This is a genomic window from Chryseobacterium sp. StRB126 (assembly GCF_000829375.1).
In the GTDB taxonomy this organism is placed as follows: Bacteria; Bacteroidota; Bacteroidia; order Flavobacteriales; family Weeksellaceae; genus Chryseobacterium.
The window spans coordinates 4,920,674-4,936,240 of record NZ_AP014624.1 but is presented as its reverse complement, the minus strand read 5'-3'; the positions used below and the strand labels follow the sequence as shown (position 1 = coordinate 4,936,240).

Annotated in this window: 20 protein-coding genes; 3 read left to right on the top strand and 17 right to left on the bottom strand. The window is 33.2% G+C overall.

Annotated features, from left to right (window positions below):
* Positions 1-126: 126 nt before the first annotated feature.
* The 4 genes from CHSO_RS22270 to CHSO_RS22255 all read right to left on the bottom strand — a co-directional run bounded on the left by CHSO_RS22270 (position 127) and on the right by CHSO_RS22255 (position 2,812).
* Positions 127-861 carry a hypothetical protein gene (locus CHSO_RS22270; protein ID WP_045500975.1) on the bottom strand — a complete coding sequence of 245 codons (735 nt, stop codon included), beginning with the start codon at positions 859-861 and terminating at the stop codon, positions 127-129.
* Between the two features lie 12 nt (positions 862-873).
* Positions 874-1,527, bottom strand: coding sequence for a hypothetical protein (locus CHSO_RS22265; protein WP_144429010.1), 654 nt, complete (start codon positions 1,525-1,527; stop codon positions 874-876).
* Between the two features lie 294 nt (positions 1,528-1,821).
* Positions 1,822-2,355: a hypothetical protein gene (locus tag CHSO_RS22260; protein ID WP_045500973.1), complete on the bottom strand. Its 534-nt coding sequence runs from the start codon at positions 2,353-2,355 to the stop codon at positions 1,822-1,824.
* Between the two features lie 49 nt (positions 2,356-2,404).
* The gene (locus CHSO_RS22255) at positions 2,405-2,812 is read right to left on the bottom strand and encodes a hypothetical protein (protein ID WP_045500972.1); all 408 of its coding nucleotides are present in this window, start codon (positions 2,810-2,812) and stop codon (positions 2,405-2,407) included.
* A 545-nt stretch (positions 2,813-3,357) separates the two neighbouring features.
* Here CHSO_RS22255 and CHSO_RS26480 point away from each other — a divergent pair.
* Positions 3,358-3,489, top strand: coding sequence for a hypothetical protein (locus CHSO_RS26480; protein ID WP_262483763.1), 132 nt, complete (start codon positions 3,358-3,360; stop codon positions 3,487-3,489).
* Positions 3,490-3,519: 30 nt separating this feature from the next.
* Here the strand turns inward: CHSO_RS26480 and CHSO_RS22250 are convergent, their stop codons facing one another.
* A complete protein-coding gene (locus CHSO_RS22250; RefSeq protein ID WP_045500971.1) occupies positions 3,520-4,548 on the bottom strand; it encodes a hypothetical protein in 1,029 nt (342 codons plus the stop codon).
* A 288-nt stretch (positions 4,549-4,836) separates the two neighbouring features.
* Positions 4,837-5,361 carry a hypothetical protein gene (locus CHSO_RS22245; RefSeq protein ID WP_045500970.1) on the bottom strand — a complete coding sequence of 175 codons (525 nt, stop codon included), beginning with the start codon at positions 5,359-5,361 and terminating at the stop codon, positions 4,837-4,839.
* Between the two features lie 516 nt (positions 5,362-5,877).
* Between CHSO_RS22245 and CHSO_RS22240 the strand changes: the two genes are divergently transcribed.
* Entirely contained in the window at positions 5,878-6,135 is a 258-nt protein-coding gene (locus tag CHSO_RS22240; RefSeq protein ID WP_045500969.1) for a hypothetical protein, read from the top strand.
* A gap of 96 nt (positions 6,136-6,231) precedes the next feature.
* Here the strand turns inward: CHSO_RS22240 and CHSO_RS22235 are convergent, their stop codons facing one another.
* Entirely contained in the window at positions 6,232-7,086 is an 855-nt protein-coding gene (locus CHSO_RS22235; protein ID WP_052480690.1) for a hypothetical protein, read from the bottom strand.
* Entirely contained in the window at positions 7,073-7,324 is a 252-nt protein-coding gene (locus tag CHSO_RS22230) for a helix-turn-helix domain-containing protein (RefSeq protein ID WP_045500968.1), read from the bottom strand. The genes CHSO_RS22235 and CHSO_RS22230 overlap by 14 nt, the downstream gene beginning before the upstream one ends.
* An 82-nt stretch (positions 7,325-7,406) precedes the next feature.
* Here CHSO_RS22230 and CHSO_RS22225 point away from each other — a divergent pair, with 82 nt between their 5' ends.
* The gene (locus CHSO_RS22225; protein WP_045500967.1) at positions 7,407-8,285 is read left to right on the top strand and encodes a DNA adenine methylase; all 879 of its coding nucleotides are present in this window, start codon (positions 7,407-7,409) and stop codon (positions 8,283-8,285) included.
* 236 nt (positions 8,286-8,521) lie between these two features.
* On the opposite strand, the gene CHSO_RS25500 is transcribed toward CHSO_RS22225, so the two are convergent.
* From CHSO_RS25500 to CHSO_RS22190, 9 genes are all read right to left on the bottom strand, one after another.
* Positions 8,522-8,686 (bottom strand): hypothetical protein, encoded by a 165-nt coding sequence (locus CHSO_RS25500; protein WP_410493414.1) that lies wholly within the window; start codon positions 8,684-8,686, stop codon positions 8,522-8,524.
* Between the two features lie 70 nt (positions 8,687-8,756).
* Positions 8,757-9,530 (bottom strand): hypothetical protein, encoded by a 774-nt coding sequence (locus CHSO_RS22220; RefSeq protein ID WP_045500966.1) that lies wholly within the window; start codon positions 9,528-9,530, stop codon positions 8,757-8,759.
* Positions 9,531-9,767: 237 nt separating this feature from the next.
* Complete coding sequence (locus CHSO_RS22215) at positions 9,768-10,310, bottom strand: hypothetical protein (protein WP_144429009.1); 543 nt, start codon at positions 10,308-10,310, stop codon at positions 9,768-9,770.
* A 325-nt stretch (positions 10,311-10,635) separates the two neighbouring features.
* On the bottom strand, positions 10,636-12,261 hold the full coding sequence (groL, locus tag CHSO_RS22210) for a chaperonin GroEL (protein ID WP_045500964.1): 1,626 nt from the start codon (positions 12,259-12,261) through the stop codon (positions 10,636-10,638).
* 95 nt (positions 12,262-12,356) lie between these two features.
* Complete coding sequence (gene groES, locus CHSO_RS22205) at positions 12,357-12,635, bottom strand: co-chaperone GroES (protein ID WP_045500963.1); 279 nt, start codon at positions 12,633-12,635, stop codon at positions 12,357-12,359.
* Between the two features lie 180 nt (positions 12,636-12,815).
* Entirely contained in the window at positions 12,816-12,950 is a 135-nt protein-coding gene (locus CHSO_RS26475; protein WP_262483762.1) for a hypothetical protein, read from the bottom strand.
* A 243-nt stretch (positions 12,951-13,193) separates the two neighbouring features.
* Positions 13,194-13,376 (bottom strand): hypothetical protein, encoded by a 183-nt coding sequence (locus CHSO_RS25495; RefSeq protein ID WP_084221048.1) that lies wholly within the window; start codon positions 13,374-13,376, stop codon positions 13,194-13,196.
* Positions 13,377-13,494: 118 nt separating this feature from the next.
* Positions 13,495-14,217 (bottom strand): hypothetical protein, encoded by a 723-nt coding sequence (locus tag CHSO_RS22195; protein WP_045500961.1) that lies wholly within the window; start codon positions 14,215-14,217, stop codon positions 13,495-13,497.
* Between the two features lie 82 nt (positions 14,218-14,299).
* Complete coding sequence (locus CHSO_RS22190) at positions 14,300-15,520, bottom strand: cation:dicarboxylate symporter family transporter (RefSeq protein WP_045500960.1); 1,221 nt, start codon at positions 15,518-15,520, stop codon at positions 14,300-14,302.
* Positions 15,521-15,567: the final 47 nt, after the last annotated feature.

The window sequence follows — 15,567 nt, the reverse complement described above, 5'->3', positions numbered from 1 at the left end:
GTTATTTTGTTATAAACAGAAAGGTTTCACTTAGGTTCTGCATTTCATCATCAGATAAGGCTAAACCGCAATCCGAAGTCTCCCGACTTTTATTTCCGCAAAGTCTCCTGACTTTGCGGAGTAGGTTTATATTTTCCATATTAGTCCGGATAAATTCTGCGGGTTCCAGGTTTCTGGCCTTACGGTCTTATGGTCAGGTAGTAATTGGAGGATCTCCTCTTTCATATCGACTCCTATAATAAAGCCAAGCCCGTTGGCGTTTGCTATTTCAAGAAGGGTAAGATAGGCTTTTGCTATTTCATTACCATCATGTTTCAGATTCTCCTTGTCGAGATAAACGTATTGAAGATCTTCATGAGAAATCCAGTTGGTAATTCCCATTCCATGGAAGCAAAAGAAATTGTTCCAATCATCAAGTTCTTCAATGATTGAGCAGGAAAGCGTTTTCGAAGATATTTCGAAATTCCGGAGTACACCGCCTTTTCCGAGGGCTAGATGAGGTGAAAAATCGGCGCAGGTCTTGAAGATATAATATTCAAAAAACCTGGTAAAATCATAATATCCTTCTAAATTATTTAAAAATGCCATCTCATCATTCGTGTTTGCTACTTTCTGATGGGTGCTGCTTACTTTGAAAGTTTTGTCTAATGAGTTTGATATTGAAATAATCTTTTCAATAGTTTTATTCACGAGCTTTTCCAGTTCCTGTTTAGACAGATGTAATGTGCCTCCGAGAACTTGATACTTTAAGAATTCCCGGCAGTCATCAGTCAGGTCTCCTGCTTCTCCTTTCAACGCAGGAACTGTTTCTGTATAAAATTTTCTGTCATCAAATAAATGTAGTGTGCGCCAATATCCCATGTGGTGGTGTTATTATTTTTTTGCATTTTTGATTGTTGCTAATCCAAGCAGCTGGAGCTTTTCTTTCGGGTAGCTTTCTATAATGCTTTGTGTGGCTTTATTCTTTTTCTCAATTACATTTTTTTTAAGTTGTGAACATATTAAAATTAATAATTGAAATTGATCTTCATCAAAGTTATAAGTTTCAGCTGTTATATAATTAACTTCAATTTCTAGCATCCCCGCTTCAATATTATAGCTAAACCCCATATAGCATTCCTGATTTTCATAAATATTATGATCGGCATGCGCAATAAAGGTATTTCTTAAGTTCATTAATTCCTCATGAAGTTCCAAAAACTTATTGATATCCAGTAAGTCATTGGGAAAGCCTTTCTTTATAAAGTTTTCATCTAATTTTCCGTTTCTTTTCTTGGTTTTATTGAAACATTTGGCATATGTAGTAATGATTGAAATAAATAAAGATTTTTTGATAATTAAATTGTCATCAATATAACTTTCCGAAGAATTGAGAATATTATATTCCTGAACTCTATAATCGATCAGTTTGCCCGTTGCGTTTATAATAAAATCTAGATCGTTTTCTAAAGAACAATAAGCAAGAAATTGATTGATAATATGATTTTTTTGTAAAATGACAGCGTTATCAGGAAGCTTTTCTTTCATTTTCTCGATGAAATATTTTTTATTTGGCTCCTCGTATAATTTATAGCTTTCCATATAATTAAAAATTTATTATTCGTTTACTACTTAAAAAACTGAACCAGGTTATAAACAATAAATTATTTTTTAATATGAAAGAAAGAGAGGCTCTTTTGCTTTTCCATATCTCCTGATTTTAATGCATTGCGACAATCCGGTATATATAATTTTTGTAAAGCTACTTTTATACTACGCAATCTATTAGCATACCTAAAATTCTTTTTCTTTAATCATCAATACAAACAATAGAATTTAATTTTACTCATATATTCTGCCCATTTCCAGCAAGCTACCCAAAGTTTGCCAGCTTACCTCAAACTCCTGTTCATCATCTTCGCAATAGTCTAAATAGCATCGCATACCACACTCTAAAATAGAGTAGGGATCAAAATTATACCATCTGTTTCCTGTTTCAGAATCAATACCAAAAGATCGGCCTTCATCATTGAGCTGTTTTCCCTTCATTTTATGTAATTCGGCGATCTGAAATTGTAAAATGGCAATCGTATAATCAATTCCAGTATCTTCTAAAGAACTATTGGCCTTATTGTTCATTTTTTTATAGACTTCATCATCATCAGGGGATGTTACAATTTTAAGCCAGTTATTATCAAATTTTTGAGGTTCAGAAATACATGCATCATGTAAGATTTGTAATAATAAATCAGCGGTTAAGGTTTGCTCTCTTTTTTGTTCTACCAGTTTTAATAAAGCTAAGAGATAAGTTTCCAGATCTCTGTTTTCTGAAAGATGTCTAAGATCAATACTATGATAAAATTTATTGTATGTCATATTGGGTTATTAGGTAATGTAATGATTTTAAAAGGTAAAGCCCAGAAGGTTATCCGATAAAATTATCTAAATAATATTGTAGAGTCGTATCATTGTCTGTTATTTCGTTTACGAGCTCTTTAATGTTTTGCAACAGTTCAGATTCGTTCGTATTTTCATCGATATCTATCAGGTTCAATGCCATTTGTGATCCCTCATCATTTAAATTAATTTTTCTTAATGTTCCATCAAGGATCGTTATTTTCGTGGGCACAGAGGGGTTTCTGTGACATTCTTTGATGAGGCTTATTATTTCAAAAAGCTTTTCTGTTTCCGTTATTTTGCCGTTCCAGACTTTGCCGTTTTCTTTAAAATACTGGGAGGTGGATACAATAACTAAAAGAAAATAACAGCTTTCGTTTCTTTTAATTTCAATATCAAGTTGCCCTGCAAGAGTATGTATTTTAATTTTAATCATTTGAATACAATTATTAATTTTTCCAGGTCCCTGGAGTTTTCAGATGTTGGAGATTGGTTTTAAATAGATTAGTTTTATTTTATTGGCCCAAAGTCAGGAGACTTTATGCAGCTGGAGGGATAATAATTTTGTTTTCAATGGTATTAGTACTTATTTAAATTTCTGCGTGGTTTAAAGATAGGAAAAGTTGAAGAGAATTTTCTAAAATTACCTTCAGCCCAATGACCATGAAGTTATTTTGTTGTAAACAGAACAGTTTCATTTATGTTTTGCATCTCATCATCAGGTACGGTTACCCCCTTAGGTAAGGGGGTAGAGGGAGTTGCATAAGGGGCGATACTCAGCTGATTAACTGGCTCTAGGCTATTCCAAAGAGTGTAAAACGACTTATCTAAGGGACTAAAGGTACTTATGGAAGGGTCTAAAGTGACTTTATGAAGTCGCTATAGGGGGTTAGGAAGGGTCAGGAAACCCTTGATGAAGTTGTGATAGTGGGTTGTGGAAATGGTTAGAGGCACTTTATTGCCCAAAATATGAGATTTTAGATGATTTATTTTATTTACGCAAAGTCGGGAGACTTAGCGGAGCAGGGGCACATCGGTTTGTTATTAAAAATAAATCCGAAGCCTTATGACTTCGGATTGTTTATGAGTACAAAGCTGAGAGATCTTTCCTAGCTAGTTTAATATTTTACTGATATTTTTTTATTATTTTAAAAACTTAAGACAACCTTTATTTACTACTTTTCCACCGCCTCGTATGGAGGTTGCTACATCATCGTTTACGACTGCCTCTTCATATTTTGAACCATTATATTCTTTGTGGAATGTGTAATAATTATACCATACTTCGTCTCCTTTTTTTGAAACCACAGCTGCATCATAAGCTTTTCTAAGGATCACACCAGTGTATTCTTGTCTGATGATCTTCATTTCATTGCTGGTTAAGATTACTTTGAATGCATTAGGGGCACCATCCTTATAGAATTTTTTTATAGCCTTAAGTGTTTCTGCTTCCATCTTTACATCCTTGAGGGCTGCTTTTGGAAAACAATCGGATTCATTGAATTTTATTTCCTTGGGTACAATGACTTCAATCTCACCCGTAGCTACCGGTTTATACTGAAACTCGGAACCACTCCCAAAGGTCTTTAAAGGAACCTGTACTATCTTTAGTGTATGCTTCCCTGGGGTTAATAAGTCTTGTCTGCCCAACAATTCCTGAAAAGGAATTTCTCCCTTCCATAGGGTTTCCGTACCATCGTTGAGGCTATGTTTCATTGATAAGTTTTTCCTTGTCAAATCCTCTTCATTTAAATATTCATCTCTTCCTGAAGAAGCTATGAACTGACCATCAAAATAAAGGTTTGATATCAATCTGGTCTGGGAATCAAAAGAATCTTTCCATCCATTAATGTCCTTGGTCTTCATGCCACTTTCTACCAATTGCAATAATATACTGTTTGAAATAGAGTGCTCATAGAATCCTCGGAGAAATAGTTTGTCTCCTAAGGTAAATGTTGTTATATATGCTGAAGCGGGAAGTGCTCGTTCAGTTTTAGTATTTGAAAACAAAACTTTTCCAACATTCTTTTTGTAGATTTCATTGAAGGCTTCAGGAAATTTTTCTTCCTCAAAAAGTTGAAGCTTTGCTTTTTCCTTTTCAATTTTTTTTAAATCCTGCGCCTGACTTGCCAACGAGAATGTTAAAAAAGTCATTAGAATGATTTTCTTCATGGTTTATTTAAGTTTTATATGGTTATTTATTTTACTAAAAGGCCTCAAATTTACACATAGTTTTGATTTTGTTACTATTTATATGTTCATTTTTCATAAAATATCTTGTTTTCTGTAACGATTGGCATGCTGGCGGTAATATTGGATGGGGTTTTATATTGGCTAAAGCTTGGTATTGGTCAATTGAAAAAGATAATATACAGTCATAAGAAATCCGAAGTTGGTAGGTTTCGGATGACTTTATTTTATTGGTGCAAAGTCAGAAGGTCTCATCTAAAAGGACATTCCTTATGTTTTCCCTTTTCTTTCAATAATGAGGTACGCTGCATCCAGCATTTTAATCAAATGAATGTATGGGTTTATCATATTCCTTTCCGGTAGTTTGTCATAGATGCCCATTGAGAAATAAACCATCCCGGAAATAAAATAATCAAATTCGTTGATGCTGTATTCTTTGAATGCTTTTTTAAAGACCAGTAGAGGATTTTGGTATTCTTTCTCTGTAAGCAAGCCAAGAGCCAGAGGAGAAATATTTTCCAACTGAGCATTGATCTTCAATTTCTTTTCCTTCAGCATGATGAAGTAACTTGCACGGACAAATGAGCGCATCGCCTGATGAAAGTGATAAATAACAGACGGTTCTTCTTTTATCCAGCTATCTCTTTTAAGAGCGTAGCTCATAATGCTGTTTAAAAGTTCTTTGGATACTGCCAGATCATTGAGTTGAAAAAATATTTCCATTTGCTGTAAGCCGTAATGTTTCTTCCGGCTTTTCCCAAGCCGGGATTGAAAGTCTGTTCTGATTTTTTTCATGAGTGTGTATTTTTTGTTGGGTGATTTTACGGCAGTAAAGAAGTAAGTCCTGCAATGCCTGAACTTCCTGTCTATACAAGCCAAATGAATATGATAGAATTTGTGTTTCCTAAAAGCCCTAAAGCCGCAATGGATTGTACACCCCATTGTACCGTATCATGATACTTTATGTGGTAAAGCAGGCTTAGAAAAAGATGATTGTAGAAAAGCAGAACAGCATGAAAATAAAAACGGCATGAGACTCTACAATATCCGACTTGAGGTACTGGTATACCTGTACACAGATAAGAGAGCTCACGCCTAGGTCGTGAGCCTTTTACTTATCCTCTCGTGTACTTTTAAATTACCAGTTTTCAAGTCGAGATTCTAAGCAATAGCTTCTATATTTCTTTGAAGTATCGCAAAATTACTCTAATGAGTAATCTTTTCCAAATATAATAAAATTATTTAAATATTACCGAATTCGGTAATGAAAGTTTATGCTAATAATTACAATTTGCACTAAACAGTGCGATTATGAACGAGTTTAAGACTGATGAAATTAAAAAAATGGTTTCAGAAAAAATAAAAGAAATAAAAGGGGATACTCCTTATTCTAAGGTTTCTGAAAGATGTAATGTTACAGCTGCAAGAATTAGTGATGTTGCTAATAACAAAATCGATTGTCAACTCAGTACTTTCATTGAAATTGCAACTGGGTTAAGAATACATCCCAAGGAATTATTTGATATTGTTTTTGATTTTGAGGAATATTATTCTGAATTAGATAAATAAAAATATGTTCCGAAGTCTTTAGACTTCGGAACATATTTTTATATGAATTTGGTTTTATTGGCTCAAAGCCTGGAGACTTTGCGGAGCGAGTGTTTTTTATTGTTTTAATTTCCACTCTTTAACAAGTTCTGGAATTCTTGTCAGTACTTCTTTTCCAAAAATTACTTCATCAACTAATCCCATATGCATGGAATCAATGAGCCTGCATAAATATGACCTTCCTTTAACCCACCAAGTAAAATGGTCATCAACAATTAAATAATGTAAAGCGTCTTTACCTATATTTTCCCTTGCTTCCCATAACTCCCAACCATCTAGTTGGGTCTCATATACGCCATCAGCAACACGACTACCAAAGGTTGTTGTGTAATAATACTCTTTGATTTCCCAAATTGCAATAGGATTAATTACACTTGGAAAAGCACCATCAACTCTACGAGATAATGTTCTTATTGGAAAGCCATTTTCAGTAAATGCAGTTAATTCTTTTGGATCAAAATCACAATTGGAATTTCCTTTATTTTCATTAATAAGGATATTAACTAATCCTGTTAAATAAGAGTAGTCTTTTTTCTCATCTTTTTGTTTGTTATATGGTAAAGGAATTTGAGGATTTAATTGATTTTTAAGTTTGTAAAATGTCTCTTTTGCAGAATCTTTATTCATTAAATTTGGTTGAACAAAATTTATAAGTAAGTTGCCTCTGTATGTCATGTAATCAATTATTAACTGACCAAACTCAGTAAATGTATTATCTTGATTTATGATTTTACTATAATTCAATCCTTCACTTTCAAATACTGATTTAATTTGCTGAATAGTTGGTATTATAAAACCTCCATTAGGATTACTTTTACTTATTTTTATTGTATAACCAAGTCGTTGATTTAATAATTTAATATTTGCCCAAAATTCTAATGATTGATTTTTGAAAATGTTATTTGGTTTCATGTAAGTTTTTTTCAAATTTTAGTATAAATTCAGCTAATGAAGTATCCATAGCTTCAACAATATTTTTTAATTCTATTACATCAATTCTTCTTTCGCCGTTTTCAATTTTACTTATGAAAGATTGAGGAACACCTAATTTATCAGCTAAATCATTTTGAAGTAAATTTCTTCCAACTCTTAGGCTGTAAAGTGTTTCTAATAGAATTTTATATTCTTTGCTGTAAATACTTTTTTTCATATGACAAACTTATATTCTAAAAAAGGATATCCCAAAATGGGATATTGACACATTAATATGTACATTTGTAAAAAATCAGATTATGCAATTGACCCTAGATAGTAAATTCGCCACATATGTGCCTCCTAAAAGCCAATTATTAAAATGGGTTGGAAATAAACAAAAATTTGCAGGAGAGATTAGCAAATATTTTCCTGCTAATTATAATACATTTTATGAACCTTTTTTGGGAAGTGGTGCAATTATGGCAACATTAAGTCCATCTAATGCAGTAGGATCTGATATTTACAAACCTTTAATTGAAATATGGAATACTCTGAAAAATGATCCAATTCTTTTGGTTGAATGGTATAAAGAAAGAGTTGAAAGGATTGGTAATGAATCTAAAAAGGAAGTTTATGATTCTGTTCTAGAAAATTTTAATAAAAATAATAATGGTGCAGATTTTTTATTTTTAACAAGAACTTGTTATGGTGGCATTGTACGATTTAGAAAATCTGATGGTTATATGAGCACTCCTTGTGGGGTACATAATCCAATTCCGGTTGAGACTTTTAGAAAAAGAGTTTCTGAATGGAATTATAGGATGAGAAATGTAGAGTTTTTAAACTGCGATTATAAAACTATTTTTGAAAATGCAAAAGCAGGAGATTTAATTTATTGTGATCCTCCATATTCACACAGTCAAAGCATTTTATATGGTGCACACGATTTTAAATTAACAGAGCTTTTTGAATGCATTGAAGATGCAAAAAATAGGGGAGTTTATATTGCTTTAAGTATTGATGGTTCTAAAAAATCAGGAAATTACCTTTGTGATTTGCCAATTCCAGATGATTTATTTGAGCAGGAAATTTTAATTTCTTTAGGGAGATCAATGTTACGAAGATTTCAGATGGAAGGACAGACATTAGAAAATGAAGATGTTAAAGATCGTCTTTTATTGACGTACATTCTTTAAAAATTCTACATAACAAGCTAGTTTACGAATTGCGTCAATGTATATTTTTGAACGTGAGTTTGTAAAATTGCCGCTAACTTTCTAATTTACGCATTGCGTCAATATATGATATATACAATTGTGCTGATGTTGTTTGCCTGTTTGTCAATCATTAAAACAAAATCCAATAATTCGAACAAAAAACCGCCCTGCAAAAGCAAAGCGGTTAGTATATTAAATTGTCTTAGGACACGCTATTACATCATTCCCGGCATTCCACCACCCATTGGCATAGCTGGTTCAGCGCTCTTAATTTCAGTGATAACACATTCAGTTGTTAAAAGCATTCCTGATACAGAAGCTGCGTTTTCAAGGGCAACTCTTGTTACTTTAGTTGGGTCAATGATCCCTCCTTCAAGCATTTGAACATACTCGTGAGTCCTAGTGGTGTATCCGAAATTTTAGTATGTTGCACAACATAGATTTCTAGAATTAGTCAAGAATTTTTTTCATAATTTCAATTGCTTCTGCATGAGAATCTTTAACACTCTCAAATCTTTTTCTAAAAAAATAAAATAGTGCATTATTGTACATTGGAAAGCTGATAAAAATATATTCAGTAGGTAAATGGAAAAACTCAAAATGCGGTTCTTTGGTATTGAAAATCACTAAAGAATTCAATCTTGATGATTTGTCTTTAATACTGATGTTACGTTGGGTAAACTTAATATTAATCAATGCTTTAAAAGGATTCATTTCCCAAAAGTGATTCATCCAGGAAACGGGAAGTGTTCCAAACTCAGAGAAAGGTCCATCGGCATATTTTATATATTTTAATCTAGTAGAAAATACTTGAAGTTTATACTCCAAAATCTCCAGCCATCGAATGATATTTGCTAAATCATTATCGTCATAATATTCATTTTTTTCAATATTTTCTAATATATATATTATTTTTTTTTCGATTTCTGCTAAAATTGAATTGTTACAATTTTCACATGCTGGTACTACGCTTTTTATATAAGAAATTGATTGCTGATTTACTTTTATTTCGAATCCAATATTTGTTTTATTTTGAAATAGCCATTTTGGGAGAACATGTTCTTTTGTTAATTTATTTTGTACCTTACAAAAGACACAAATCTCTGAACCTACATTTAATGTTGCTGGATGAAATCTGTAAAAAACATCTTCAGCAATTTCAGGTCCATGTTTTCTGAAATTTACTCTAAGAGGAATAAATAAAGAATTTATTTTTTTTGACATTTTATAATGAGGACAATATTATAATAAATTTAGCTAATTTAAAATATTATCATAAAATTTTACTACGGGAAACCATAAAACAAAAAGCCGCTCTACAAAAAGTAGAGCGGTTAATATATTAATTTGCCTCGGTCGCTGACCGTCCTGGCATTCCACCACCTATTGGCATAGCTAGCTCAGTGCTCTTCACTTCAGTGATTACATATTGGTGGGTAAGTTTGAGATACAGCCTTTGAATTAAAATTTTTCGTCGGCTCCTTTTTGCGTTGCATTATATTCAATGAGTGTAGCGAAAGCTTTTTTCAATCTTTCTACTAAAGCTTGGTCAGCTGTAAAATTAAATGGTGCAGAATAGTCATTATAATTAGGTCCGCTAATGGATAAAAAATCTTTTTCGGTACCATATTCTTTTCCTTCTAATACAGTATTGACTAATTTTTTTCCAGTTACATAAAAATCTTTTGAATATTCACTATTCATTCCTTTAACTGTATTTAAATCGATTGTTGTAAAATACCATTCATTCATTTTAGCCTCCTTTTTATAAACAAAAATACCATTGCTGTAAGAAACAAAATGTCTAAAATCGCCTAATGTTCCGGCTAAATTTTCTTTCATTTTTCCTCCAATCCAATCCATTGTTTCTTGTTTGGTTGGTTTTGCTGTTTTGCTTTCAGTGGCTGACTTGCTTGGTTTTGCAGTTGTTTTCTTTTGAGCATTTACTCCCATGCTTGCAACTGTTACTAATAGTACAATTGCCAGTTTTAATTGTTTGGTCATAGTTTTTTTCATTTAATGCTTACTATTGTTGTAGGGTATCTGTTCAGCTTATTTCCCTGTATTTACTTTTAATGTTTTTTATAGGATTTCGTTTTTACAAAACTTATATGACTTGCAAATTTATAAATTATTTTCAGATACAGAAGCTGTGTTTTCAAGAGCAACTCTTGTTATTTTATTGTTATATGTACGTATTCTTGTCAAGGTTTTAAACCTTGACAAGGATATCAATCCAGATACCTTTGACAAAACTTAACCCTTACAAACAAAAAACCGCCCTACAAAGTAGAACGGTTTATATATTAAATTTGTCTTAGCGACGCTATTACATCATTCCTGGCATTCCACCACCCATTGGCATAGCTGGCTCAGCGCTCTTAATTTCAGTGATAACACATTCAGTTGTTAAAAGCATTCCAGAAACAGAAGCGGCGTTTTCAAGGGCAACTCTTGTTACTTTAGTTGGGTCAATGATACCTGCTTCAAGCATGTGAACATACTCGTCAGTTTTCGCGTTGTATCCGAAGTCTCCTGATCCTTCTGCTACTTTAGCAACAATTACAGAACCTTCACCACCTGCGTTAGCAACGATTTGTCTTAATGGCTCCTCGATAGCTCTCTTAACGATTTTGATCCCTGTAGTTTCGTCAGAATTGATCCCTGTAAGGTTATCTAAAGCAGAGATTGCTCTTACTAAAGCAACACCACCACCTGCAACAATACCTTCTTCTACAGCAGCTCTTGTAGCGTGTAGAGCATCATCTACTCTGTCTTTTTTCTCTTTCATTTCTACTTCAGAAGCAGCTCCTACATAAAGTACAGCAACACCACCAGCTAACTTAGCTAATCTCTCCTGAAGTTTCTCTCTATCGTAATCAGAAGTTGTAGTTTCCATCTGAGCTTTGATCTGAGCTACTCTTCCTTTGATTTTAGCTTCATCACCACCACCGTTTACAACAGTTGTGTTGTCTTTGTCAATTGTTACTTTCTCAGCAGTTCCAAGCATATCTAAAGAGATGTTTTCCATAGTGAAACCTTGCTCTTCAGAGATCACCTGTCCACCTGTAAGGATCGCGATATCTTCTAACATTGCTTTTCTTCTGTCTCCGAATCCTGGAGCTTTTACAGCAGCAATTTTAAGAGAACCTCTTAGTTTGTTTACTACCAAAGTAGCTAAAGCTTCACCTTCAACTTCTTCAGAGATGATTAATAGAGACTTACCACCTTGTGCAATTGGCTCAAGAACCGGAAGTAATTCTTTCATTGAAGAAATTTTCTTCTCTACTAAAAGGATATATGGGTTTTCTAGTTCAGCTAACATTTTCTCAGGGTTAGTCACAAAGTATGGTGACTGGTATCCTCTGTCGAACTGCATACCTTCTACAACATCTACTGTTGTATCGATACCTTTAGCTTCTTCTACAGTAATTACTCCTTCTTTTCCAACTTTTCCGAAAGCTTCAGCGATTAAAGCACCGATAGTTTCGTCATTGTTAGCAGAAACTGAAGCTACTTGCTTCACCATTTCTGTAGAATCTCCAACCGTTTTAGATTGAGATTTAAGGTTTTCAACAACAGCAGTTACTGCTTTGTCAATACCTCTTTTAAGATCCATTGGGTTAGCACCTGCAGCTACATTCTTAAGACCTTCTCTTACGATAGCTTGTGCCAATACAGTAGCGGTAGTAGTACCGTCTCCTGCGATATCATTAGTTTTGGACGCAACTTCTTTTACCATTTGCGCACCCATATTTTCTACTCTATCTTCAAGTTCGATTTCTTTTGCAACAGAAACACCATCCTTAGTTACGTGTGGAGCACCGAAAGATTTTTCGATTACTACGTTTCTTCCTTTAGGACCTAAAGTTACTTTTACTGCATTTGCTAATGCATCAACTCCTCTCTTTAGAGCGTCTCTTGATTCAATATCGAATTTTATTTCTTTTGCCATGTTGTTTAGCTTTTGGCGAATTGCTTTTTTGTTAAGTTTGCAATTCGTTAGTTTAACTTTATATTTTTAATTATTGGATAATATGAGATCGGCGATTATCCGATGATCCCAAGTAAGTCAGCTTCTTTTACAATTAAGTAATCTTTACCTTCTAATTTCAATTCAGAACCTGAATATTTTCCATAAAGAACTTTGTCACCTACCTGAACAGTTGTAGGCTCATCTTTTTTACCAGGACCTACTGCCACTACAGTGCCTTCTTGCGGCTTTTCCTTTGCAGTGTCCGGGATAATAATACCTGAAGCTGTTTTAGTTTCTGCTGCGATTGGCTCTACCAGAACTCTGTCTGCCAATGGTTTAAAGTTTACTGACATAATATATTTATTTTTTAATTATTTCTGTGTTGTAATTCTCTAAATGTATGCCATGAGACATTGATGGCTGAAATGGCAGAGTTTTATTTCCGAATGTGAAAATTTGGCAGAAAAATAAAAAACAAAAAGCCGGAAATTTCCGGCTTTTATTGTAAGTGTTTAACTTTTTGAATACTGTTTTTATGGACATTGTTGTCCCGGTCCGATCCATAGGATACATTGTCCTTTGTAATTGTACTCACAGCAAAAACGTCCTGCCGCTCCACCGTTGATTGATTTCTGAGCATCTCTGCTTAGTAATTTTGCATTTTTCATAGTTAATAATATTTAATTTGTATACTTCCTGAACGTTTAAAGTCAATCAGGATTTTGACATTTGGTGTTTAAGATGGTATCAAAGATAATATTTTTCCTTAATATGTGATATATTTTTTTCAGTGATTTTTAAAGGCAATTTATTGGTTGCCAGCTGATAACTGTTCTTTTGGGTAGTTAGAAAGAATGTGAAAAGAAGAAGCCGGAAAAATATCCGGCTTTTATTTGTGATGTAAAACTGATTTATGGACAAAATTGCCCCGGCCCAATCCAGCGGATACATTTCCAGTTGTCATCATAATCACAGCAAACAAGTTTTGCAGCAGATCCTCCATGAATGGTTTTCTGACTGTCTCTGTTTAATAATTTTGCATTTTTCATATGTGTAATACCTTTGTTTTTGTATTCCTGAATATTTAATGTCAATCAGTTTTTTTTTGACAGCTGGTGTTTTATTGTTGATTCAAAGGTAAGTGTTTTTAATACAGATTGTTAAGTTGTTTGTAGACAGAAAGCTGGTATTAATATTTTGAAAATATTTTTTTTATTGGATCATTTCTAAAAACATTTTTCTTCCACTCATACCCATTTCCTGTTTTACAATTTTTCTTGTTTCAGGATCAATATAATAAGTGACAACAGAAGTCCTGTTGCTGATATCATCATTTGTTTTTACAACCCAGACCGGTTTTCCTTTGTATTCTGCTTTTTGAGTATCCAGAATGTAGGCTTTCATCAGTCCTTTTTTCTCAGATTTTGGGTTGTAGTCGAAAATAGAAATTTCGGTTGTATAGTTTTCTTTTAAAGGAAGAAACCTTATCAGCATAGCATAACTGCTGCTGTCAAAATAATGGGTGGCAGGGATTTCAATGATATCCTTCTTTTGAGATTTTTTATCCAGGTAATATCCGGTTACTTTATCCTTACCGGATTTGAGTACCATATCTCTCATCGCATTGTAAGATGAATGATAGATCGGAGTAAAATCAGAGGCTTTTACAAGAGTGGAATCTGTCCATTTTGCTTCCGGAGCTTGTTTCAGCTTTACCATGGTTTTGATAAGAAGATCTGTTTTGTTTAATTTTTTTAGTTCTGTAATAATGCTTCCAATTTCTGTTTTGGAGCCTGCATTATCAGCGTACCATAGAGCTTCAGACGTTTCATCTTTAATCAATTTAGAATTGATGGCTGTGTTTTGTGGAGAAAGGAGTTCTTGTGAAAAAAAATGAGTACTGCTTATCAATAAAAGAAAAATAAATGTTCTCATAGTCTTTTTATAAATTAGTTATTCTAATCTTTAAAAAGTTACATGATTGAAAATTAATAGTTTAAATAAGTGCTTAATCAAATTAAGCAGAAGGTACTTCGCTGTTCTGATGCTGATTTATTTTAGAAATAATAGCTCCTGAAACCGCAATGCCGATAAAATTGGTTACCGATCTGGCTTCATTCATAAAACGGTCTACGGTATAAAGAAGGGCAATATCCGTTAATGGAATTTTTCCAAATCTGTTCAAGGTAAAGATAAGAGCTAAAAATCCTGAACCGGGTACACCGGATGCTGTTTTTGAAGTAATGGAAATAATGACAAATAGCCATACATAATCATTAAAACTTAAAGAAATATTATAAAACTGAACAAGAAAACAGCAGGTTACCGAAATGTAAATACAGGCGCCGGCAAGATTAAAATTATACCCCAAAGGAATAATGAATCTTAAAATTTTTCTGCTATACCCTTGAGATTCCATTTTTTCAAAAATTAATGGGAAAGCGGTCTTGGAAGATGAAGTGGTGATGACTAGAATTATCTCTTCCTTAATATCCAATAAAAATTTCCACAGATTGAATCTAAACAGGTAAGAGATAAAACCTAAAATTCCAAAAATAAATACAATGTCTGCAAGATAAACCGTAGCAACCACTTTACTTAATGGTAAAAGGGTGTTGATGCCATATACAGCAACACCATAAGCAATATTGCAGAAAATAATAAAAGGAAGAATAATATAAAGATATTTAATAACAGTGTAAAACAGACCTGTCCCACGATCTAAGACTTTCAGAAACTTTTCTTTTTTTGAAGATAAGTTCATAGTAACTCCTGTCAAAATGGAAAGGAAAAGAAAAATACCATGCCTGTTGAGATATAAAACAGTAGAAAGACGTCCGTCTTTTATTTCAAAGGTCTTGGGAAGAGTAGTACTGATACGGGTAACATCAATTCCGGTATCGGAACCGGGTTGCATCACTAAACCAAAGGTAAGACCTAATATTATGGCTATTGAGCTTACTGTTAAAAAATATAAAATGGTTTGCAATACAATATTACTGGCATTTTTGATTTCGGATAATTGACAGATTCCGTAAATAATAGCCATAAAAATAACAGGAAGAATAAAAGCTTCCAGAATCATAAAAAAATACCGGCTTACTACTCCAAGTTTTATACTTTCTTCAGAAGCATAATGTCCTGCCAGTACACCGCATATCATGGCAGTAAATACATACAAAGTAAGATTTTTGAGGTATTTGCCGGTGAATGTTTTTTGGGACTGTAGGAAATTCATTTGAAAATTAAACTGTCTTTACAGAACAGATTTTTAGGTTTGATTAT

Excerpts from the sequence above, each read along its gene's own strand:
- CHSO_RS25500 (WP_410493414.1), bottom strand. The coding sequence starts at position 8,686 with ATGCTTGAAGGAGGGATCATTGACCCAACTAAAGTAACAAGAGTTGCC.
- CHSO_RS22270 (WP_045500975.1), bottom strand. The coding sequence starts at position 861 with ATGGGATATTGGCGCACACTACATTTATTTGATGACAGAAAATTTTAT.
- CHSO_RS22265 (WP_144429010.1), bottom strand. The coding sequence starts at position 1,527 with ATGAAAGAAAAGCTTCCTGATAACGCTGTCATTTTACAAAAAAATCAT.
- CHSO_RS22235 (WP_052480690.1), bottom strand. The coding sequence starts at position 7,086 with ATGAAACCAAATAACATTTTCAAAAATCAATCATTAGAATTTTGGGCA.
- CHSO_RS22240 (WP_045500969.1), top strand. The coding sequence starts at position 5,878 with ATGAACGAGTTTAAGACTGATGAAATTAAAAAAATGGTTTCAGAAAAA.
- CHSO_RS22190 (WP_045500960.1), bottom strand. The coding sequence starts at position 15,520 with ATGAATTTCCTACAGTCCCAAAAAACATTCACCGGCAAATACCTCAAA.
- CHSO_RS26475 (WP_262483762.1), bottom strand. The coding sequence starts at position 12,950 with ATGAAAAATGCAAAATTACTAAGCAGAGATGCTCAGAAATCAATCAAC.
- CHSO_RS22195 (WP_045500961.1), bottom strand. The coding sequence starts at position 14,217 with ATGAGAACATTTATTTTTCTTTTATTGATAAGCAGTACTCATTTTTTT.
- CHSO_RS22230 (WP_045500968.1), bottom strand. The coding sequence starts at position 7,324 with ATGAAAAAAAGTATTTACAGCAAAGAATATAAAATTCTATTAGAAACA.
- CHSO_RS22220 (WP_045500966.1), bottom strand. The coding sequence starts at position 9,530 with ATGTCAAAAAAAATAAATTCTTTATTTATTCCTCTTAGAGTAAATTTC.
- groES (WP_045500963.1), bottom strand. The coding sequence starts at position 12,635 with ATGTCAGTAAACTTTAAACCATTGGCAGACAGAGTTCTGGTAGAGCCA.
- CHSO_RS22260 (WP_045500973.1), bottom strand. The coding sequence starts at position 2,355 with ATGACATACAATAAATTTTATCATAGTATTGATCTTAGACATCTTTCA.
- CHSO_RS22255 (WP_045500972.1), bottom strand. The coding sequence starts at position 2,812 with ATGATTAAAATTAAAATACATACTCTTGCAGGGCAACTTGATATTGAA.
- CHSO_RS26480 (WP_262483763.1), top strand. The coding sequence starts at position 3,358 with ATGATTTATTTTATTTACGCAAAGTCGGGAGACTTAGCGGAGCAGGGG.
- CHSO_RS22225 (WP_045500967.1), top strand. The coding sequence starts at position 7,407 with ATGCAATTGACCCTAGATAGTAAATTCGCCACATATGTGCCTCCTAAA.
- groL (WP_045500964.1), bottom strand. The coding sequence starts at position 12,261 with ATGGCAAAAGAAATAAAATTCGATATTGAATCAAGAGACGCTCTAAAG.
- CHSO_RS22250 (WP_045500971.1), bottom strand. The coding sequence starts at position 4,548 with ATGAAGAAAATCATTCTAATGACTTTTTTAACATTCTCGTTGGCAAGT.
- CHSO_RS22215 (WP_144429009.1), bottom strand. The coding sequence starts at position 10,310 with ATGACCAAACAATTAAAACTGGCAATTGTACTATTAGTAACAGTTGCA.
- CHSO_RS22245 (WP_045500970.1), bottom strand. The coding sequence starts at position 5,361 with ATGAAAAAAATCAGAACAGACTTTCAATCCCGGCTTGGGAAAAGCCGG.